General features: G+C 69.3%; 16 protein-coding genes. 8 read left to right on the forward strand and 8 right to left on the reverse strand.

The window, feature by feature from the left end:
• Together ABZZ22_RS01060 and ABZZ22_RS01065 are read right to left on the reverse strand one after the other, a co-directional pair.
• Positions 1 to 194: superoxide dismutase [Ni] (locus ABZZ22_RS01060; RefSeq protein ID WP_354925930.1), on the reverse strand; the 194-nt coding region annotated here is incomplete at its 3' end.
• A gap of 47 nt (positions 195 to 241) precedes the next feature.
• Positions 242 to 772, reverse strand: coding sequence for a flavin reductase family protein (locus ABZZ22_RS01065; RefSeq protein WP_354925932.1), 531 nt, complete (start codon positions 770 to 772; stop codon positions 242 to 244).
• Positions 773 to 1,080: 308 nt separating this feature from the next.
• Between ABZZ22_RS01065 and ABZZ22_RS01070 the strand changes: the two genes are divergently transcribed.
• The 5 genes from ABZZ22_RS01070 to ABZZ22_RS01090 all read left to right on the forward strand — a co-directional run bounded on the left by ABZZ22_RS01070 (position 1,081) and on the right by ABZZ22_RS01090 (position 5,796).
• A complete protein-coding gene (locus ABZZ22_RS01070; RefSeq protein ID WP_354925934.1) occupies positions 1,081 to 2,091 on the forward strand; it encodes a TerC/Alx family metal homeostasis membrane protein in 1,011 nt (336 codons plus the stop codon).
• Positions 2,092 to 2,193: 102 nt separating this feature from the next.
• On the forward strand, positions 2,194 to 3,384 hold the full coding sequence (locus ABZZ22_RS01075) for a histidine kinase (protein ID WP_354925936.1): 1,191 nt from the start codon (positions 2,194 to 2,196) through the stop codon (positions 3,382 to 3,384).
• Positions 3,381 to 4,103, forward strand: a complete 723-nt coding sequence (locus ABZZ22_RS01080) for a response regulator transcription factor (RefSeq protein WP_354925938.1) — start codon at positions 3,381 to 3,383, stop codon at positions 4,101 to 4,103. Before ABZZ22_RS01075 ends, ABZZ22_RS01080 begins: the two co-directional genes overlap by 4 nt.
• Positions 4,104 to 4,177: 74 nt before the next feature.
• Positions 4,178 to 4,774, forward strand: a complete 597-nt coding sequence (locus ABZZ22_RS01085) for a DUF2867 domain-containing protein (RefSeq protein ID WP_354925940.1) — start codon at positions 4,178 to 4,180, stop codon at positions 4,772 to 4,774.
• Positions 4,774 to 5,796, forward strand: coding sequence for a hypothetical protein (locus tag ABZZ22_RS01090; RefSeq protein WP_354925942.1), 1,023 nt, complete (start codon positions 4,774 to 4,776; stop codon positions 5,794 to 5,796). Before ABZZ22_RS01085 ends, ABZZ22_RS01090 begins: the two co-directional genes overlap by 1 nt.
• 54 nt (positions 5,797 to 5,850) lie before the next feature.
• Here ABZZ22_RS01090 and ABZZ22_RS01095 read toward each other — a convergent pair whose 3' ends face one another.
• The 5 genes from ABZZ22_RS01095 to ABZZ22_RS01115 are packed head-to-tail and all read right to left on the reverse strand — an operon-like array spanning position 5,851 to position 9,885.
• The gene (locus tag ABZZ22_RS01095; RefSeq protein ID WP_354925944.1) at positions 5,851 to 6,177 is read right to left on the reverse strand and encodes a putative quinol monooxygenase; all 327 of its coding nucleotides are present in this window, start codon (positions 6,175 to 6,177) and stop codon (positions 5,851 to 5,853) included.
• A gap of 28 nt (positions 6,178 to 6,205) precedes the next feature.
• A complete protein-coding gene (locus ABZZ22_RS01100; protein WP_354925946.1) occupies positions 6,206 to 7,000 on the reverse strand; it encodes an acetoin reductase in 795 nt (264 codons plus the stop codon).
• Positions 7,001 to 7,050: 50 nt separating this feature from the next.
• The gene (locus tag ABZZ22_RS01105) at positions 7,051 to 8,085 is read right to left on the reverse strand and encodes an NAD(P)-dependent alcohol dehydrogenase (protein ID WP_354925948.1); all 1,035 of its coding nucleotides are present in this window, start codon (positions 8,083 to 8,085) and stop codon (positions 7,051 to 7,053) included.
• The gene (locus ABZZ22_RS01110) at positions 8,082 to 8,840 is read right to left on the reverse strand and encodes an iron-sulfur cluster assembly protein (protein WP_354925950.1); all 759 of its coding nucleotides are present in this window, start codon (positions 8,838 to 8,840) and stop codon (positions 8,082 to 8,084) included. Before ABZZ22_RS01110 ends, ABZZ22_RS01105 begins: the two co-directional genes overlap by 4 nt.
• A gap of 1 nt (position 8,841) precedes the next feature.
• Complete coding sequence (locus ABZZ22_RS01115; protein WP_354925952.1) at positions 8,842 to 9,885, reverse strand: amidohydrolase family protein; 1,044 nt, start codon at positions 9,883 to 9,885, stop codon at positions 8,842 to 8,844.
• A 153-nt stretch (positions 9,886 to 10,038) separates the two neighbouring features.
• On the opposite strand from ABZZ22_RS01115, the gene ABZZ22_RS01120 reads away from it, so the two are divergent.
• The 3 genes from ABZZ22_RS01120 to ABZZ22_RS01130 all read left to right on the forward strand — a co-directional run bounded on the left by ABZZ22_RS01120 (position 10,039) and on the right by ABZZ22_RS01130 (position 15,404).
• Entirely contained in the window at positions 10,039 to 11,511 is a 1,473-nt protein-coding gene (locus tag ABZZ22_RS01120; RefSeq protein ID WP_354925953.1) for a GAF domain-containing protein, read from the forward strand.
• Between the two features lie 91 nt (positions 11,512 to 11,602).
• A complete protein-coding gene (locus tag ABZZ22_RS01125) occupies positions 11,603 to 13,234 on the forward strand; it encodes a nitrate- and nitrite sensing domain-containing protein (RefSeq protein ID WP_354925955.1) in 1,632 nt (543 codons plus the stop codon).
• Between the two features lie 82 nt (positions 13,235 to 13,316).
• Complete coding sequence (locus ABZZ22_RS01130) at positions 13,317 to 15,404, forward strand: protein kinase (RefSeq protein WP_354925957.1); 2,088 nt, start codon at positions 13,317 to 13,319, stop codon at positions 15,402 to 15,404.
• On the opposite strand, the gene ABZZ22_RS01135 is transcribed toward ABZZ22_RS01130, so the two are convergent.
• Positions 15,388 to 16,212 carry a metal-dependent hydrolase gene (locus tag ABZZ22_RS01135; protein WP_354925959.1) on the reverse strand — a complete coding sequence of 275 codons (825 nt, stop codon included), beginning with the start codon at positions 16,210 to 16,212 and terminating at the stop codon, positions 15,388 to 15,390. The genes ABZZ22_RS01130 and ABZZ22_RS01135 overlap by 17 nt on opposite strands.
• Positions 16,213 to 16,279 lie beyond the last annotated feature (67 nt).

Consider the following 16,279-nt stretch of genomic DNA (forward strand, 5'->3'; position numbering starts at 1 on the left):
TGCTTGACGAGCTCGGAGCGCTGTTCCTTGATGAGCACGGCGCGGGTGCGGAAGTCGGGGTCGTCGCTGTCCAGGGCCTTGGCGATGACTGCCTTCACGGACTCGGCCTCGATGCGGGCCTGGGCGGGGTCATAGACGCCGCAGGGCAGGTCGCAGTGGGCCGAGACCTCGATGGTGGGAGCGAAAAGTCGCATGCTGGTTCCTTTCGGTGGTGATGTGGAAAGACCGTCGATGCCGACGGTCAGGAAGCCTTCTCCGGCAGGATGCGGCCGAGCGGGAGGGGGCTGACCGCCGGGCCGAGCGACCAGTAGCGCCGGTCGTGGTGCAGGAGCGGCTCGGAGCTCTCGCCGAGCTCGATCGTGTCGACCTCGAGCAGCACGAGCCAGGCCTCGCCGGCAGGGACGACGCGGGCGACCCGCCCGTAGAAGCTCGCCGCGGCCCCGTCCAGGACCGGGGGTTCCCCTTGGGGGAGTGCCCAGCGTTGAGCGACGGTGAACCGCGGTGCGGTCCGGTCGGCGAACGCTGCCGCGACATGGGCCTGGGACTCGGTGAGGACGTGCACCGCGATGCGGTCGCTCCCGGTGAGCGCCGGCCCGGAGCGGCCCGACCGGGAGACCGAGAACGACAGCATCGGCGGGTTCGCGCTCACTGAGGCCACGCTCGAGACCGTTGCCCCGACGGGACCCGTCTCGGTCGAGGCGGCCACGACGGCCACACCGGTCGGGTAACGGCGGAATCCGGCCTTGAACTGGTCGGTGAGTGTGTCGCTCACACCCCCTCCTCTCTCTTTCACTGCGACGCTAGGACATCAAGTCCGGTTGAGGTCCAGTCATCCACGGTGTGATCGCCGACTCACCTCGCCGTCCGCGCCTGAAAGCATGTGATGTGCTTGGGGTGCTACTCGTTAGACTAGTTACGCACTCGTTATACAACTAGGTCGGGTGTCGCCGTGGCCGACCCCAGCGCCAGTCGCCGATGCCGTGGACGGATGTTGCGGACTACTACGACTTCGAAGGTTTGACGTCGGTCGCCTAATCTTCCCCAAGAAACGCTCTGCCTCACGATCTAAGGAGTCCCTTCGTGGACGTCTCACCGCTCATCTGGTGGTTGACCATCGGTATCGCCAGCGCTGTGCTGCTCTTCGACGTACTCGTGATCGGCCGTCGGCCGCACGAGCCCTCCCGTCGGGAGCTGGTCGTCGCACTGAGCGTCTACATCGGCCTGGCCATCCTGTTCGGCATCGGTGTCTTCGTGTTCTCCGGCCCGAAGTACGGCACGGAGTTCTTCGCGGGCTGGTTGACGGAGTACTCGCTCTCGGTCGACAACCTGTTCATCTTCATCATCATCATGTCGAAGTTCGCGGTGCCGAGGCAGTACCAGCAGAAGGCGCTGCTGATCGGCATCATCCTGGCGCTGATCTTCCGCGGCATCTTCATCGCCGTGGGCGCGGCCGCGATCGAGAACTTCAGCTGGGTCTTCTACCTGTTCGGTGCGTTCCTGATCTACACCGCGGTCAAGCTGGCCAAGGAGGGCGGTGAGGACGAGGACGAGTACGAGGAGCCCGCCGTGGTGAAGTTCCTCGAGCGGCACATCCCGATGACCTCGCAGTGGACCAGCGCCAAGATGTTCATCCAGGAGAACGGCAAGCGGATCGCGACCCCGATGTTCGTGGTCATCTGCGCCCTGGGAGTCACCGACCTGCTGTTCGCGCTCGACTCGATCCCGGCGATCTACGGTCTGACCAAGGAGCCCTACCTCGTTCTGACCGCGAACATCTTCGCGCTGATGGGACTGCGCCAGCTCTACTTCCTCATCGGTGGCCTGCTCGAGCGGCTGGTCTACCTGTCCTACGGTCTGGCGATCCTGCTCGGCTTCATCGGCCTCAAGCTCGTCTTCCACGCGCTCCACGAGAACGAGGTGTGGTTCATCAACGGTGGCCACCACGTCGAGTGGGCCCCCGAGATCCCGATCTCGGTCTCGCTCAGCGTCATCGTCGGGATCCTGGCGATCACCACCATCCTGAGCCTGCTGAAGTCGCGCAGCATGAGTGCGAAGGAGCGCGACGACGCCACCGGACCGCGCAGCATGTGACAGAGCGCGGACAGCTCTGCTGAGCTCATCCCGAGCTCATCTCGTGGGCCCGCTCCGATCGGAGTGGGCCCACGGTCGTCCTCGACACCATAGGGTTGGCGCATGACCGTGGCAGCTGCTCCCGGGCCCCGCTGGCTCGGAGACGTCGGACAGCTGGCGTTGGCGGGGGTCCTCGCGCTGACCCTGCTCCCGGTCGGATGGACATCGGTGACCGAGGGCGACGTCGCGACGGGGTGGGAGATCGCGCTCCTGGTCGCACTGGTGACGCTGCACGCCTCCGTGGTCACCGCTCGACGCCGGCCGCTGGAGTCGTACGTCGCCGGGGCGCTGGCCGAGCTGGTGCTGGTCGCAGCTCCCGATCTAGGCGGGCCGACGGCAGCTGCCGCCGGGAGCGAGTTCGGACCGGTGCTGTTGCCGAGCAGCCTGTGCTTCTTCGCGCTGCTCTACGCGGTGAGCGCTCAGGACCGGCGACCATGGCCCGGGGTCGCGCTCGGCATCGCACTGGTGGGCTGTCTGCTGACAGTCGTACGCGTGTGGCACTTCGACGGCACCGGCCTGCAGGGGTGGACCTGGTGGCTGATGGTGACCACCGCGACGCTGGCGGCCACGATGGCGGCGTGGGCGCTCGGTCGGTTCCGTGCCACCCGGGCCGCCTGGGCCGACCAGGTCGCCGACCGTGCGGCAGCCGAGGAGCGTCAGCGCATCGCGCGCGAGATGCACGACGTCGTCGCCCACTCGCTCGCGGTCGTGGTCAGCCATGCCGAGGCCGGCCGGATGGTCGTCGGGCAGCAGCCGGAGCGGGCGGCGGGGATCCTCGACACCATCGCGAACACCGGCCGGGAGGCGCTGACGGAGATGCGGGGGCTGCTCGGGGTGCTCGGCGGGCAGTCATCTCGACAAGCTCGATACATCGCCTCGACCGAGCCACAGCCGGGACTGACGGACATCGGTGATCTCGTCGAGCGGATGCGCGCAGCCGGCCTGAATGTCAGTCTCGAGACGGACGAGCCCGGTCAGGTCGCACCGGCCGTCGGCCTGACCGCCTATCGGGTCGTGCAGGAGGCGCTCACCAACGTCACCCGGCATGCGGGGCCAGGAGCAGCGGCGACGGTGTCGGTGCAACGCACCGGCCGCCATCTCCAGGTCGAGGTCAACGACGACGGGGTGGGCGCACAGAGCCCGCCCGGACGAGGCCTGCGCGGGATGCGTGAACGGGTGGCCGCGGTCGGCGGGACGCTCGAGACGGGGCCGAGCAGCGACGGGTGGCGGGTACGCGCCATGATGCCGCTATGAGCGAGCGTCAGCGAGCGAACAGCGTGAGCGAGCCGGAGAGCCCGATCCGGGTGGCGATCGTCGACGACCAGGAGCTGATGCGCTCCGCGCTGCGGATGATGGTGGAGAGCCAGGCCGATCTCGAGCTCGCCGGGGAGGCGGCCGACGGTCACGAGGCGCTCGCCCTGGTGCGTACGAAGCGGGTCGACGTCATTCTCATGGACCTGCGGATGCCGCGCCTCGACGGGATCCAGGCCACGGCCACGATCACGAGTGAGAAGCCTGCGACGAAGGTGGTCGCGCTGACGACGTTCGACCTCGACGACTACGCGTTCCCGGCGATCCGGGCCGGCGCGAGCGGCTTCCTCCTCAAGGACGCCCGGGCCGAGGAGATCGTCGAGGCGATCCGCACCGTCCACGCCGGTCACGCCGTGGTGGCGCCGTCGACGACGCGACGCCTGCTCGAGCACGTGGCGACGGCGCCGGCGGCCGACAGCGGCCGGGCCGCCGACATCCGGGCAACCCTCACGCCCCGCGAGCTCGACATGCTGCTCGAGCTCGCCACCGGCGACAGCAACTCCGAGATCGCCCGCCGCGTCCACCTCTCCGAGGCGACGGTGAAGACGCACGTCGGCCATGTGCTCGCCAAGCTCGGCCTGCGCGACCGGGTGCAGGCGGTCGTGCTGGCGTACGAGACCGGCCTGGTCGGTCGGGGTAACGAGCCTCATCCCAGAGGCTGAGGTGCCCGAGACCTGAGGGCGACGAGCCGCGGTCGCACGCAGGCCAGTGTGGAGACATGACCACACAAGCTCCCTTGAGAACCAGACCGCTGCCGTCGGGCGCCTACTCCGGCCGGCACTGGCGGATCCACGAGATCACCGAGGACTTCGACCTCGAGGACGTCTGGGCCCTGCCCGTCCAGGGCGGCCCCGACGACCTATCGCGCTTCGTCACAGCGATGATGGCCGATGATGACCGCGACTTCCCGGCGGCGTACCGCTTCCTCTTCGCGGTCCGCTGGGCGCTCGGCAGGATGCTCGGCACCGACGGCGACGAGCAGGGCCTGGGCGGACGGGTCGCGCCGCTGCGAGATCGTCTGCCCGAGGATCTCCGGAACCGTCCGGCACCCGAGAGCGACACCATCCCGTTCCACGCGCTCTACCTGACGGATCGGGAGTACGCCGCGGAGATCGCCAACCGCACGATGCACGGGGTCCTGCACCTCGGCTGGGTCGAGGACGACAGCGCGCCCGACGGTTTCAGCGCGCAGATGAGCGTGCTGGTGCGACCCAACGGGCGGTTCGGAGAGGCCTACATGGCCCTCATCAAGCCCTTCCGCTACGCCATCGTCTATCCGGCCCTGCTGCGCACGGTCGGACAGCGCTGGGACACGGCCAGGAGCGTGGCCTGATGCGCGCCCTGATGGAAGGAACGGAACGTACGCAGCACCGCTCCGTCGTGCTGCGCGCAGCACCCTGGGTCGCCGGCGCCTGGACCCTCGCCTTCGGCGCTCTGGTCGGGCTCGCCCTGCTGGGCAGGGCACCGGACCCGTGGGTCCCCGATGCGGCTTCGCCGCTCGGCGCTCTGAGCGGCACCCAGATGTCCTGGGTGATCGCGGTGCTGGCGCTCCTCGCCCTGGCTGCCGGGGGCGTGGCCGCGAAGATGCGGACACCGCGTACGACGAGGGCGACGGGATGGCTCCTGATCGTCGTCGGGCTCGTCGTGGCCGTGGTCGTCTCCGATGTCCGAGCGCTGATGTTCCTCGGCTACCTGCCCCAGGTCCTGCTGGCGATGGTCGGGGTCGGCCCGGGCGCCGGACAGCTCGAGTGGGGCCTCTTCGTCGACTCCGGTGTCGCTCTGGCGCACGCAACCGGCGGGCTGGCCCTGGTCGTCGCCGGCGTCTCCTTCCTCGGACAGGCCGAGCCGGGCGGGCGTCTGGACTGGGGCCGCTGGGCGCGCTGGGGGCGTCCTGCGGTGGCGGTCGCTGTCGTCGTACCTCTCCTCTATGCCGTCACCCGGATCGCCTGGGCGCTGAACATTCCGCTCGGGATCAGCGACGGGATGCTGGAGGAGCTCGGCGAGGCGAAGTGGGCCGGCTTCGGGCTCGCGGCATCCGCCGTGGTCGGGGCGGTCCTGACCTGGGGCCTGGTCGCGCGCTGGGGCGAGGTGTTCTGGCGCTGGGTGCCCCGCATCGGCGGTCGTCCGGTGCCGATCGCGATGGCCCTCGTGCCCGGGCTCCTGGTCGCCGGCGTGGTGATGTCCGCCGGGATCTCGTTCTGGCGGTTGGTGATCTCGGACGACCTCTGGCGGGTCCCCGGGGCGACCTCGGACTGGGCCGCGTGGGGGCCGGAGATGCTGTGGCCGCTGTGGGGCGTCGCGCTCGCCGTCGCCTGCCTCGCGTACCTGGGGCGGCGCACCTCGGTGCGTGGCTGACGTGACGGATCCCGCTCGACCTGGAACCACCGAGGTCGAGCGGGATCCGTGGGTTCAGCCCGTGACCGCGAGCTCGCCGAGCTCGGACCACTCCTGACCCGGAACGTCGGTGTTGACGATCCGCGGTGTCTCGGCGAGATGGCGCGGCAGGTCCGCCTGGGCCTGCTTGAAATGGGCAGAGGTGACGTGGGCAGCCCCGGCGTCCTGGTCCGCAAAGGCCTCGAGCAGGACGTACTCGTTCGGGTCGTCGAGGCTGCGGGCCCAGTCGAACCAGAGGTTGCCGGGCTCGGCCCGGGTCGCTTCCGTGAACGGGCCGGAGATGGCCGGCCAGTCCTCGGCGTACTCAGGCTTGATCCGGAAGCGGGCGGCGATGAAGATCATGAGCTCTCCTTCATGGATCGGATGGAAGTCACGAGAACTGGATGCCCCCGTCGATCATCACGGACTGGCCTGTCATGTAGTCCGAGTCCTCGGAGGCGAGGTAGGACACGAACGCGGCCACGTCCTCCGGAACCGACACCCTGCCGAGGTGGATCAGCTCCGAGTGCTTCTCGATGGCCGCGCCCTTGCGCAGGCCTTCGTGCTTGGCCAGCTCCTCGTCGATGTGGTCCCACATCGCGGTGCCGACGATGCCCGGACAGTACGCGTTGACGGTGATGCCGTGCTGTGCCCACTCCATGGCCGCGGCCTGGGTGAGCCCGCGGACGGCCCACTTGGAGGCGGAGTAGGGGCCGAGCAGCGCGAAGGGTCGGTACGCCACGATCGATGCCGCTCCGATGATCTTGCCGCCACCGCCCTGCTTGATCATCTGCTTCGCGGCGGCCGTGTAGCAGAGGTAGACACCGCGGAGGTTGATCGACATCAGGTGGTCGAACTCCTCGGGTGTGGTCTCGAGCAACGGCTTCACGTCGGCGATCCCGGCGTTGGCCACTGCGACATCGAGTCGTCCGAGGTCGGCGGCCACCCGGTCCACCATGGTCTGCACCGCGGTCGGATCGGCGACATCAGCCTCGATCGCGGTCGAACGCCTACCCATCGACTCGATCTCTTCCGCGAGGGCCTTGAGCCGGTCACCGTTGGCGCCGATGTCGTTGACTGCGACGTCGAGCCCGTCTGCGGCGAGACGTAGGGCGATGCCTTTGCCGATGCCTTGAGCTGCTCCGGTCACGAGGGCGACACGGGGCGATTCTGCGGTTGTGGACATGACTGCCTCCAATGTGTTCGGTACGAACTCTGTACGGCTGGGTTGCGTAGTCAGGGGACCAAGATCGCGCGGCCACGGACCCGGCCGGCGTCGAGGTCGGAGACGGCGGTCTGGAAGTCGTCGAGGGCGTACTTCTGGGTGTGCAGGGTGACGGCCCCGCGGGCGGCGAGCGCCATCAGGTCGCACAGATCGTTGTAGGAGCCGACCAGGTTGCCGATGAAGTTGATCTCGGCCGAGATGATGTCGATGGTCGGCACATCGATGTTCTCGCCGTAGCCCACGACGTGGTAGTCGCCCGCCTGGCGGAGCATCCGGACTCCCTCCGCGGTCGCGCCGCCTTCGCCGACGAAGTCGACGAGGACCTCGGCGCCGTGGCCACCGGTGAGGTCCTGGACCTGGTCGACCTGGGAGCCGTCGGCGACGACGCCGTGGTCGGCGCCGATGTCGAGGGCGAGCTTCACCGCGTCCGGGTTGCGGTCGACCACGATCAGCTCGGCCGGGCTGAGGGCCTTGAGGACCTGGATGCCGATGTGCCCGAGCCCGCCGGCGCCGATGACCACGCACCTGTCGCGCGGGGTCAGCCGCTGGGCGGCCTTCGCGGCCGCGTGGTAGGCGGTCAGGCCGGCGTCGGCCAGGGCGGCCACGTCGGCGGGCTCCAGGGAGTCGTCGATCCTCACCACCGAGCGCGCGGAGGTCTTCAGGTACTCCGCGTAGCCGCCGTTGGTGTCGATGCCGGGGAACTGGTTGAGCTCGCAGTGCACGTCGTCGCCCGAGCGGCAGGCGCGGCACAGCCCGCAGGTGATCAGCGGGTGCAGGATGACCTTGTCGCCCTCGGCGACGTTGGTGACGGCGTCACCGACCGCGTGCACCCACCCGGCGTTCTCGTGACCGATCGTGTAGGGCAGCGCGACGCCGGACTTCTCCGCCCACTGGCCCTCCAGGATGTGCAGGTCGGTGCGGCACACGCCGGCGCCGCCGATCCTGACGACGACGTCGAACGGGCCGGTCGGCTCGGGGGTCGGGACCTCGGCCATCGCCAGCGGCTGGTGGTAGCCGACCACCTGGACGGCTCGCATGGTGCTCATGATGGTGCTCCTTCTCGGTGCAGGTCGGTCAGAGGTACGAAGGCGGGCGAGGTGACCTCGTCGCCGTAGCGCGTCGCCAGCAGGCCGCGGCAGAAGTGCGCGTTGCCGTCGATCGAGATCCGGGTCGAACGCGCCCTCCGCAAGGCCAGCGGGATGTCGCTGGGTCGCTCGCCGGCGTGGTCGACCAGGACGTACGCCTCCGGCAGGTCGGGCAGCCCGAGGACCGCCCGGCGTCGCCGGAGCGAGGCGGTGAAGTCGTCGTCGGGCAGGTCCCCGAGCAGGACCTCGCCAACGGCGTCCTCGGCCAGGTCCGGCTGCCCCCTCAACAGCCGGGTCAGGCAACGCTCGAGCGCAGCCGTGTGAGCCTTGCGGTGGAACGTGGTCCGCAGCTCGTCCAGGGACGACTCGGCCTCGTGCCGGAAGGTGCCGACGTAGCCGGCATCGGCGGCCAGACCGGCGTTGATCAGATCGGAGTCGTGGTGGTCGTCGAGCTCGACGACCACGTGGTCGGTCCACGGCAGCGCGGTCAGTGCGTCCTTGGCGTCGCTCGCCATCAGATAGGCGAAGTTGGGCGAGCAGAACGACGTCGGCAGCCTCAGATGGACCTCGATCTCGACAGGCGCGCTCCCGGAGACGGTCAGCGACCGGACGAAGCCCAGGTCGGTGATGGGCTCGTCGAGCTCGGGGTCGACGACAGCGTTGAGCGCGGCGTACGCCTCGGCGGCGCGGGTGCTCTCGTGAGTCAACAGCGACATGTCACACCGCCGCGAGGTCGGCCCGCTCGGGCTCACGGGGACCCGTCGCGGTCTCGTCCGCCTCGGGCAGCCGCAGCTCGGCGGGCACCTCCAGGCCGTACATCTTCGCGGCGTTGAGGCCGAGGATCTTCTTCTTCTGCGTGGCCGTCAGCGGGGCGTACTCGGTCATGTCCTCGGGGATCTGGAAGTCGACGAACCGCTCGATCAGCCACTTCGGCGTCCAGATCGCGTAGTCGGAGGAGAACTGGATCCGGTCCTCGCCGATCCAGTAGACGAGCTCGCCGAGGATCTGCGCGAAGTAGCGCGGCCGGGTGTGGATGAACGGCATCGCCACCGCCAGCCCGCCGTGCACGTTGGGCTCCTGGGTGGCGATCCAGCAGAAGTCCTCGAGCCGGGGCAGGCCGACGTGCTCGACGATGAAGTTCAGGTCGGTGAAGTCGCTGGCGACGTGGTCGATGTCGGCGACATCGAAGGCGTCGCGGTCCAGCGGCCGGATCGTCGGGCCCTTGTGGATGTGGATGTTGGTGATCCCGAGCTTCCGGCAGGCCTCGAAGTAGCGGTACGCCCACGGGTCGGTCAGCTTCCAGCCACGCGAGTCCCCGTGCCACTCGGCGGTGTAGAGCTTCACGCCCTTGAGACCGAACCGCTCGGCGTCGGCGTGCAGCTGCTCGAGCCCGGCCTCGCCGTTGCGCGGATCGAAGTGGTGGTTGTACGTCAGCCTGTCCGGATGCTCCGCGGCCAGCTGTGAGGCTTCCTCGGTCTGCCCGAAGCCGTTGGAGTAGAACTCGCCGAGGTGGGCAGGCTGGAAGATCGCGTGGTCGACGTAGCCGACCTCGAACAGGTCGTGCATCAGCCGCTCGCCGCCCTGGTAGAGGTAGTCCTCGTAGGACCATTGCTCCGACTCGGGGGAGAGGTTGCGGTGGTAGTCGTAGAAGCAGTCGATGAACTGCTTGCCGTGGATGTTGCGCTGGTTCTCCGGACGGGCGTCCCAGAGCGCGACGTGGGCGTCGACGATGAAGTACGACTCGTTGTTCTTGGTGTACATCGGGTCCTCCGGTCTGTGGCTTCCGTCACAGGACGCTAGGGCCGGGTCGGCGCGCAGATCAGGGGTGCGGCGTCTCAATGTGAGACCTCGACCGTCTCAATCTGAGACGCTGCCCGGCTGTCCCTGACCCCCGCCGGATGTAACGTCGATCACATGACAGGCCGCCATCCGATCGCGCAGCGCACCGGGGCCGTCGATGCTTCTGCACTGGCGCCTCGCGTCCGGGCCTCGTGGCAGCGCAGCCAGGAGTACGGCGTCTCCGTCGAGGATGTCGACCCGGTCTTCTCCGGCGCCTATGACCAGGAGTCGCTCTTCTTCCAGTGCGGCCAGGAGGTGCTCCACGACCTCCATCGCACCCTCGTCGGAGAACCGGTCAGCCTGATGCTCACCGACCCCGGGGGACTGGTGCTCAACCGCGTCAGCGGAGACCAGCAGCTGCTCCGGGACCTCGACGCGGTGCACCTGGCGCCGGGGTTCAGCTACGCCGAGCGTGCGGCCGGCACCAACGGGCTCGGTCTCGCGCTGGCCGACCGGACACCGACCGTGGTCCGGGCCGACGAGCACTACTCGCTCTCGCTGTGCAGCTACACCTGTGCGGCCGCGCCGGTGATCGACCCGGTCAGCGGCCGCCTGGAGGGCAGCGTCAACCTCACCACCTGGTCGGAGTCGTCCCACGAGCTGCTGCTGGCCCTGGCCCAGTCGGCGGCGAGCAACACCGCCTCGCTCATGGTCGCGCGTGCCCATGGCAGGTTTCCGCGGCCGGCTCCCCGCGGCGAGGTGTTCCGGGTCGAGGCGCCCCGGCTGGAACCGGGCGCAGGAACCCTCCGTGACCTCTCCACCGTCTGGCGCGAGGCGCTGGGGAAGGTGCGCGACGCGCTCGCCGTCGGCCGGCGGGTCGCCGTGGTGGGAGAGCCGGGGGTGGGGCGTACGACGCTGGTCGCCCAAGCCTTCCGCGACCTGCGGCCGCGTGACCGGATCCTGGCGGCGTCGGCCCCGGAGCCGGCCGACGCCGAGGCATGGCTGTCGCTGTGGACGCCGGAGCTCGCCAAGCAGGACACCGCGGTGGTCGTACGCGACGTGAACATGCTCCCGGCCTGGGTGGCCGAGCGGCTGCACGCTCTCCTGGTCGAGGCGGCGCCCGGAGCGGTCGCCGCGGTTCCGTTCGCGATGACCGCCGACACCTTCGAGGGCATTCCAGCGGCGCTGACAGACCTCGTCGACACTGTGGTCGAGGTGCCGCCGCTGCGGGAGCGGCCGGAGGACGTACTTCCGCTGGCGCATCGGGTCGGCCTCCGGCTGCGGGGTCGGGAGATCGCGCTGACCCCGGCTGCGGAGCGGGCGCTGCACGACCACGGCTGGCCGGGCAACGTCACCGAGCTCGTCCATGTCGTCCAACGTGCCGTGAGCGCCGGGGACCAGGTCGACCTGCGCCACCTTCCCGCTGACGTCCTCTCCGACACCAGGCGCCCGCTGTCGCGTATCGACGCCTTCGAGCGAGGTGAGATCGTCCGCGTCCTGACCCGGCCCGGGATCACCATGCAGGAAGCGGCCGCGGAGCTCGGGATGTCGCGAGCCACTGTCTACCGCAAGGTGCAGCAGTACGGGATTCGGCTCCGGCCGGGCTAGCCCGGCGGGCGAGTGGAACTCTTGGCCACGCCCAGGAGAACTCTCGGTTCAGACCGGGTCTGAAGGGCTGCTCACCAGGGACCATGGGCCCATGCGGATCCGTCCCCCACGCGCCGGTCGCCAGCAGACGAACCACCTGACCGGACAGGGCGGAACCGCCCTGGACGGTCGGAGTCTTGCCGGCCGGCTTGTCCAGGAACAACGACTTCAGCCCGACGAGGCCTCTGCCATCGTCGGCGAGATCGCGCGCATCCTCCTCGGTGGCCACGCCGCCGGGCAGGTGCACGGCGACATCCGGCCTGCCACGATCGCCCTGGTCGGCGATTGGTCCAGTGCCGAGGACGGCAAGGCCGTCCTGATCGGTGCGCCGGCGCCGCGTCCCGGGGAGAGCCTGCCCTACCTGGCTCCCGAGCAGATCGAGCGGCAGCGGGTCAGCGCCGCCGGCGACATCTACGCGCTGGGTGCGGTGTTCTTCGAGCTGCTCGCCGGACGTCCGCCGTACGCAGGGACCGAGCCCGAGCGGATCGGCTCGCTGGTGACGGTGCCCGGTCAGATCGACGGCATCGTCACCGCGATGCTCGCCGTCGACCCGGCCGAGCGGCCGCGGGCAGAGGAGGTCGTGGCCGTGCTGGAGAGCGGGCTCTCCGCCCCGCCGAAGAAGATCGTTCGGCCGTCCAGAGCAAACGAGCGCCGTACCCGGGTCGTGTCGTCCGCCCTGGGCGTATTGATGGTCCTGCTCCTGCCGGGGCTGGTCTTCGGCTGCTGGAGCACGCTCCGGGCCGGCGACACGATGTCGGACGTCGGGAGCGCCGTGCCGCTCGCCGCGATCTTGCCGACCAGCTTCCAGCTCGCCTTCGACCTCTCGATCGAGCGCGATGCGCTGCGGACCGACGCGGCGCTGACGGAGGACTTCCTCCAGATCACCGACAGATCCATCGAGGCCTGGACCGGCGAGGTCGAGGAGCTGGACACCGAGGGTGACCCAGGCCTGCAGCGGCGGATGGAGAGGTCGGCGGCCGCAGTCGAGAGGCTCTCCGACATCCGTGCGGCCACCCGGGCCGGGGACAGGTCCGGCAAGCTGGTGGCCGTCGAGGTGTACACGAACGCGGTCAACGGCCTCTTCGACCTCGCCGCCGAGCTGCCTTCGTTCCAGGACGACGAGCTGGCGAAGCAGGCACGGAACCTGGAGCTGATCGGATCCGTCTCCGAGGTGCTCGGGCTCGAGCGAAGGATCATGGCGAACGCCTTGCGGAACGGGCGGATCAGTGACCAGGGCATCGCCGACCTCAGCGTGGCTCAGGACTCCTGGGCGACCCATTCGGCGTCGATCTACGCACGCGCCGACCCGGCGACGCGGCAGACGCTCGACCGGATCTCCGGTCGGTCGTTCGAGGTCGGCTCGCACGCGGTCTCGTCCCAGCGCGCCGTCATCCGAGTGCTCAACGCACGGGCCGTCGAGGATGTCGTGAGGCAGTTGGAGGCGACCGCCGACGGCAGATCTGTGGACCAGCTCTGGCTGGCCGATGCGGCCCGCTACGTCCAGGACCTGAAGACCGTATTCGTCGACTCTGCTCGCCGGCTGGCCGAGGGCATCGATCGTGAGCACAGGGACGCGCAGAACCAGACGATCGCCTGGGGTGTCTTCACCGGCATCGCGCTGGTGGCGTTCGTCGTGCTCGGGCTCGCCCTGCTCCGTGTGCGAAGGCGAGCGGTTGATGCGTGAACCGCGAACATCAGCAAAGATCGGCCGACCCCATCGGTGCGTACACAAGACGCACGGGGTGTGAGTCCGACAACATATGCGCATGCGAACGCGCCCCCCGATCGCAGGCCGCTACCGCCTGCACCGACTGCTTGGCCGCGGCGGGATGGGCGAGGTCTGGCAGGCGGCCGACACCAGGCTCGAGCGCTGGGTGGCCGTGAAGATCGTGGAGATCTCTGCCGACCCCAAGGTGACCGAGCGCTTCCGTCGTGAAGCGCTCTCGACGACTGCGGCCAGCCACCCGGGCACGGTGCAGGTGCACGACGTCGGGGTCGAGGAGACCGAGTACGGCAGCATCGTCTACCTCGTCATGGAGCTGCTGCCCGGTCCGACGCTGGCCGACCGCCTCGAGAAGCAGGGGCGGTTCACCGTCGAGGAGGCGAGCGAGGCGATGGTCCAGGTCGCGCGTACGCTCACCGCGGTCCACGCCTCGGGGATCATCCACCGCGACATCAAGCCGTCCAACCTGGTCTATGACGGTGACGGCCGGATCCGGGTGCTCGACTTCGGCATCGCCCAGCTGGCCAACCATCAGGCCGAGCGGCTCACCTCGACCCGGCATGTGATGGGGAGCCTGCCCTACATCTCGCCCGAGCAGGCCGCCGACACCGTGGTGGGTCCGGCGAGCGACATCTACGCGCTCGGCTGCGTCTGCTTCGAGCTGCTCACCGGCCGGGCTCCCTACGCCGGCTCCGAGCCGGTCTCGATGATCTACCAGCATGTGACCGCACCGGTTCCGCACGTCAACGACGTGGTCACCGTGCCCTCCCACGTCGACGAGTTCGTGGCGTCGATGATGGACAAGGACCCGTCGCGGCGACCCACCGCTGGCGACGTCGTCGCCTTCGCGCGCAGGCCCGGGGTCGTGCCCGCGGTCGTCACCGGCAGCCGGGAGCTGTCCGCGCCCGCCAAGCTCGCGGCGATCGCCGCACCCAAGGCACTCTCCGCTCCCGCGCCGTCATCGGCGACAGCTGTCGCAGGGGCGGTGGAGTCGGCGCAGCGTACGCCTCGGTCTCATGCCGCCCCGAAGCCGAGCGTCTTGCGCACCCGGGTGCTCGGCGCGCTTCTGATCCCGGTGGTGATCGCCATGGTCCTGGGCGGACTGGCTTTCGTCGAAGCGCTCGAGGAGCGGGCTGTCTCCAACGGAGCGATGACGATCGCGGGCGCGCTCCCGGAGAGCTACGAGCTCGGGATGGACCTCATCTTCGAGCGTGACGCGCTGAGCTCGGACCAGGTCCCGGACGCGGTCCGGCAGGCCTATCGTCAGGTGACCGACGACTCGATCGAGGCGTGGCGCGACGACATCACCAAGATCGATCTCGCCGACACCCCGAGCCTGCGGGAGCGGGTCGAGCGCACCTACACCGTCCTCAAGGGCATCGACGCCTATCGCAAGGACCTCGAGGACGGCGACAAGGCGAGCACGGAGGCCGCCGTCGCGGCCTACACCGACACCGCCTACGAGCTGCTCGACTTCGCGACCGAGATGCCCAACATCCGAAACGAGAAGATCTACAAGCAGGTCACCAACCTCAAGTACGTCAGGTCGGCCGCCGAGTCCCTGGGCGTCGAGCGGGCGATCATGGTGCCGGCGCTGATGACGGGCCGGATCGATGAGGAGTCGATGAAGGCGATGAGTGAGGCGCGTACGTCCTGGCAGCTCACCTCACGCTCCTTCTACGCCGACGCCCCGAAGGCGACCCAGAAGGCGTTGGACAAGATCTCGGACGGCACCTTCGCGGACGGCTCGCGCGGCGTCGTCTCCCAGAACGCCGTCGTCCGGGCCATCAACGACGGCTCGCTCGAGCGGGTGGTGTCGGACCTGGAGAGGCAAGGGCCGGGGAGGCCGGCCGCGCAGGTCTGGTCCGAGGACATGGCCCGGTTCATCCAGCTTCTCAAGGACACGATCGTGGCGATGACGCTGATCGTCGCGGACGATGTCGGCGAGGAGCACCGCGACATCCAGACCAAGGTCGTCCTGAGCGGCATGCTCGCGGTTGCTGCCCTTCTCGCTGCCCTCGGGCTCGTGGCGGGGATCGTCCTCGTGCGCCCGCTTCGCGGGCGTCGGCGGTCAGTCGCAGACGTGAGCGGCGAGAAGCCGTGGAGACGGTCGCTCAGACGAGCGCGCTGAGGTTGGTGACCAGGACGTCCCAGCGGCTGTCGACGTCGAAGCCCATCTGGCTCAGCATCGCCCAGCCGAAGCCGACGATGGCGTAGAGGCTGACCGGGGTCATCACGACCCACTCGCGGATGGAGCCGGCGTCGCCGAGGACAGGAAGGGCGAAATGTCCGCCCCGCGTCCACATGTTGTCGAAGGGGAGCCATTTGTTGCGCCGCACCCACTTCGGCGGCTTGGGCTCGATCGGCCAGAACACCGGGATCCCCATCGTCGTCACGAAGTCGCCGAGCAGGTGTACGACGCAGCCCAGCGCGACTGAGAACGGCATCCACCACCACTCCTCGGGCGCGAAGACCGCGATCATGGCCGCCAGCGCCACCGCCGGGATCCAAGGCCACAGGACGCCCTTGCGGGTGAGCTTCAGCGCGTCCATCGCAAAGGCGACGAGCAGGACGCACATGATGCCCGGACCGATCAGGACGCTTCCGAAGGTCTCGGTCTCGAGCGAGAGCTTCCCCGCGCCCCAGGCGATGCCGGTGAAGGCGAGCACGCCGAGGATCGAGTGGGTGCCGTTGCGGTGGCCGCCGGAGACCCGTCCGACGATCTTGGTCACGCCTTCGGAGACCGGTGGCAGCGAGTGGGCGATCGTGCCGTTGTGGTGGTCCGCGTCCGGAAGCAGCGCGGCGCCGGCGCACACCAGGGCGCCGGTCATCACACCTACGTCCGAGACGCCCGGATACCATCCGAACGCGATCGGTGCCGACGATGTCACTGCGATCCACGCGGCCGCGCCCGAGGCCGCGTGATGCCCGCCCATCATGTGAAGTTGGTGTCCCTCTCAGTGCTCCCCGCCGTATGCCGCGGATGAACGTACCGGTCCGTGGGCT

Origin of the sequence: Nocardioides sp. NPDC006273 (assembly GCF_040613495.1) — a bacterium.
In the GTDB taxonomy this organism is placed as follows: Bacteria; Actinomycetota; Actinomycetes; order Propionibacteriales; family Nocardioidaceae; genus Nocardioides.

Coding starts and splice junctions, on each gene's coding strand:
- ABZZ22_RS01075 (WP_354925936.1), top strand. CDS start 2,194: ATGACCGTGGCAGCTGCTCCCGGGCCCCGCTGGCTCGGAGACGTCGGA.
- ABZZ22_RS01080 (WP_354925938.1), top strand. CDS start 3,381: ATGAGCGAGCGTCAGCGAGCGAACAGCGTGAGCGAGCCGGAGAGCCCG.
- ABZZ22_RS01090 (WP_354925942.1), top strand. CDS start 4,774: ATGCGCGCCCTGATGGAAGGAACGGAACGTACGCAGCACCGCTCCGTC.
- ABZZ22_RS01095 (WP_354925944.1), bottom strand. CDS start 6,177: ATGATCTTCATCGCCGCCCGCTTCCGGATCAAGCCTGAGTACGCCGAG.
- ABZZ22_RS01100 (WP_354925946.1), bottom strand. CDS start 7,000: ATGTCCACAACCGCAGAATCGCCCCGTGTCGCCCTCGTGACCGGAGCA.
- ABZZ22_RS01105 (WP_354925948.1), bottom strand. CDS start 8,085: ATGAGCACCATGCGAGCCGTCCAGGTGGTCGGCTACCACCAGCCGCTG.
- ABZZ22_RS01110 (WP_354925950.1), bottom strand. CDS start 8,840: ATGTCGCTGTTGACTCACGAGAGCACCCGCGCCGCCGAGGCGTACGCC.
- ABZZ22_RS01115 (WP_354925952.1), bottom strand. CDS start 9,885: ATGTACACCAAGAACAACGAGTCGTACTTCATCGTCGACGCCCACGTC.
- ABZZ22_RS01120 (WP_354925953.1), top strand. CDS start 10,039: ATGACAGGCCGCCATCCGATCGCGCAGCGCACCGGGGCCGTCGATGCT.
- ABZZ22_RS01125 (WP_354925955.1), top strand. CDS start 11,603: ATGCGGATCCGTCCCCCACGCGCCGGTCGCCAGCAGACGAACCACCTG.
- ABZZ22_RS01130 (WP_354925957.1), top strand. CDS start 13,317: ATGCGAACGCGCCCCCCGATCGCAGGCCGCTACCGCCTGCACCGACTG.
- ABZZ22_RS01135 (WP_354925959.1), bottom strand. CDS start 16,212: ATGATGGGCGGGCATCACGCGGCCTCGGGCGCGGCCGCGTGGATCGCA.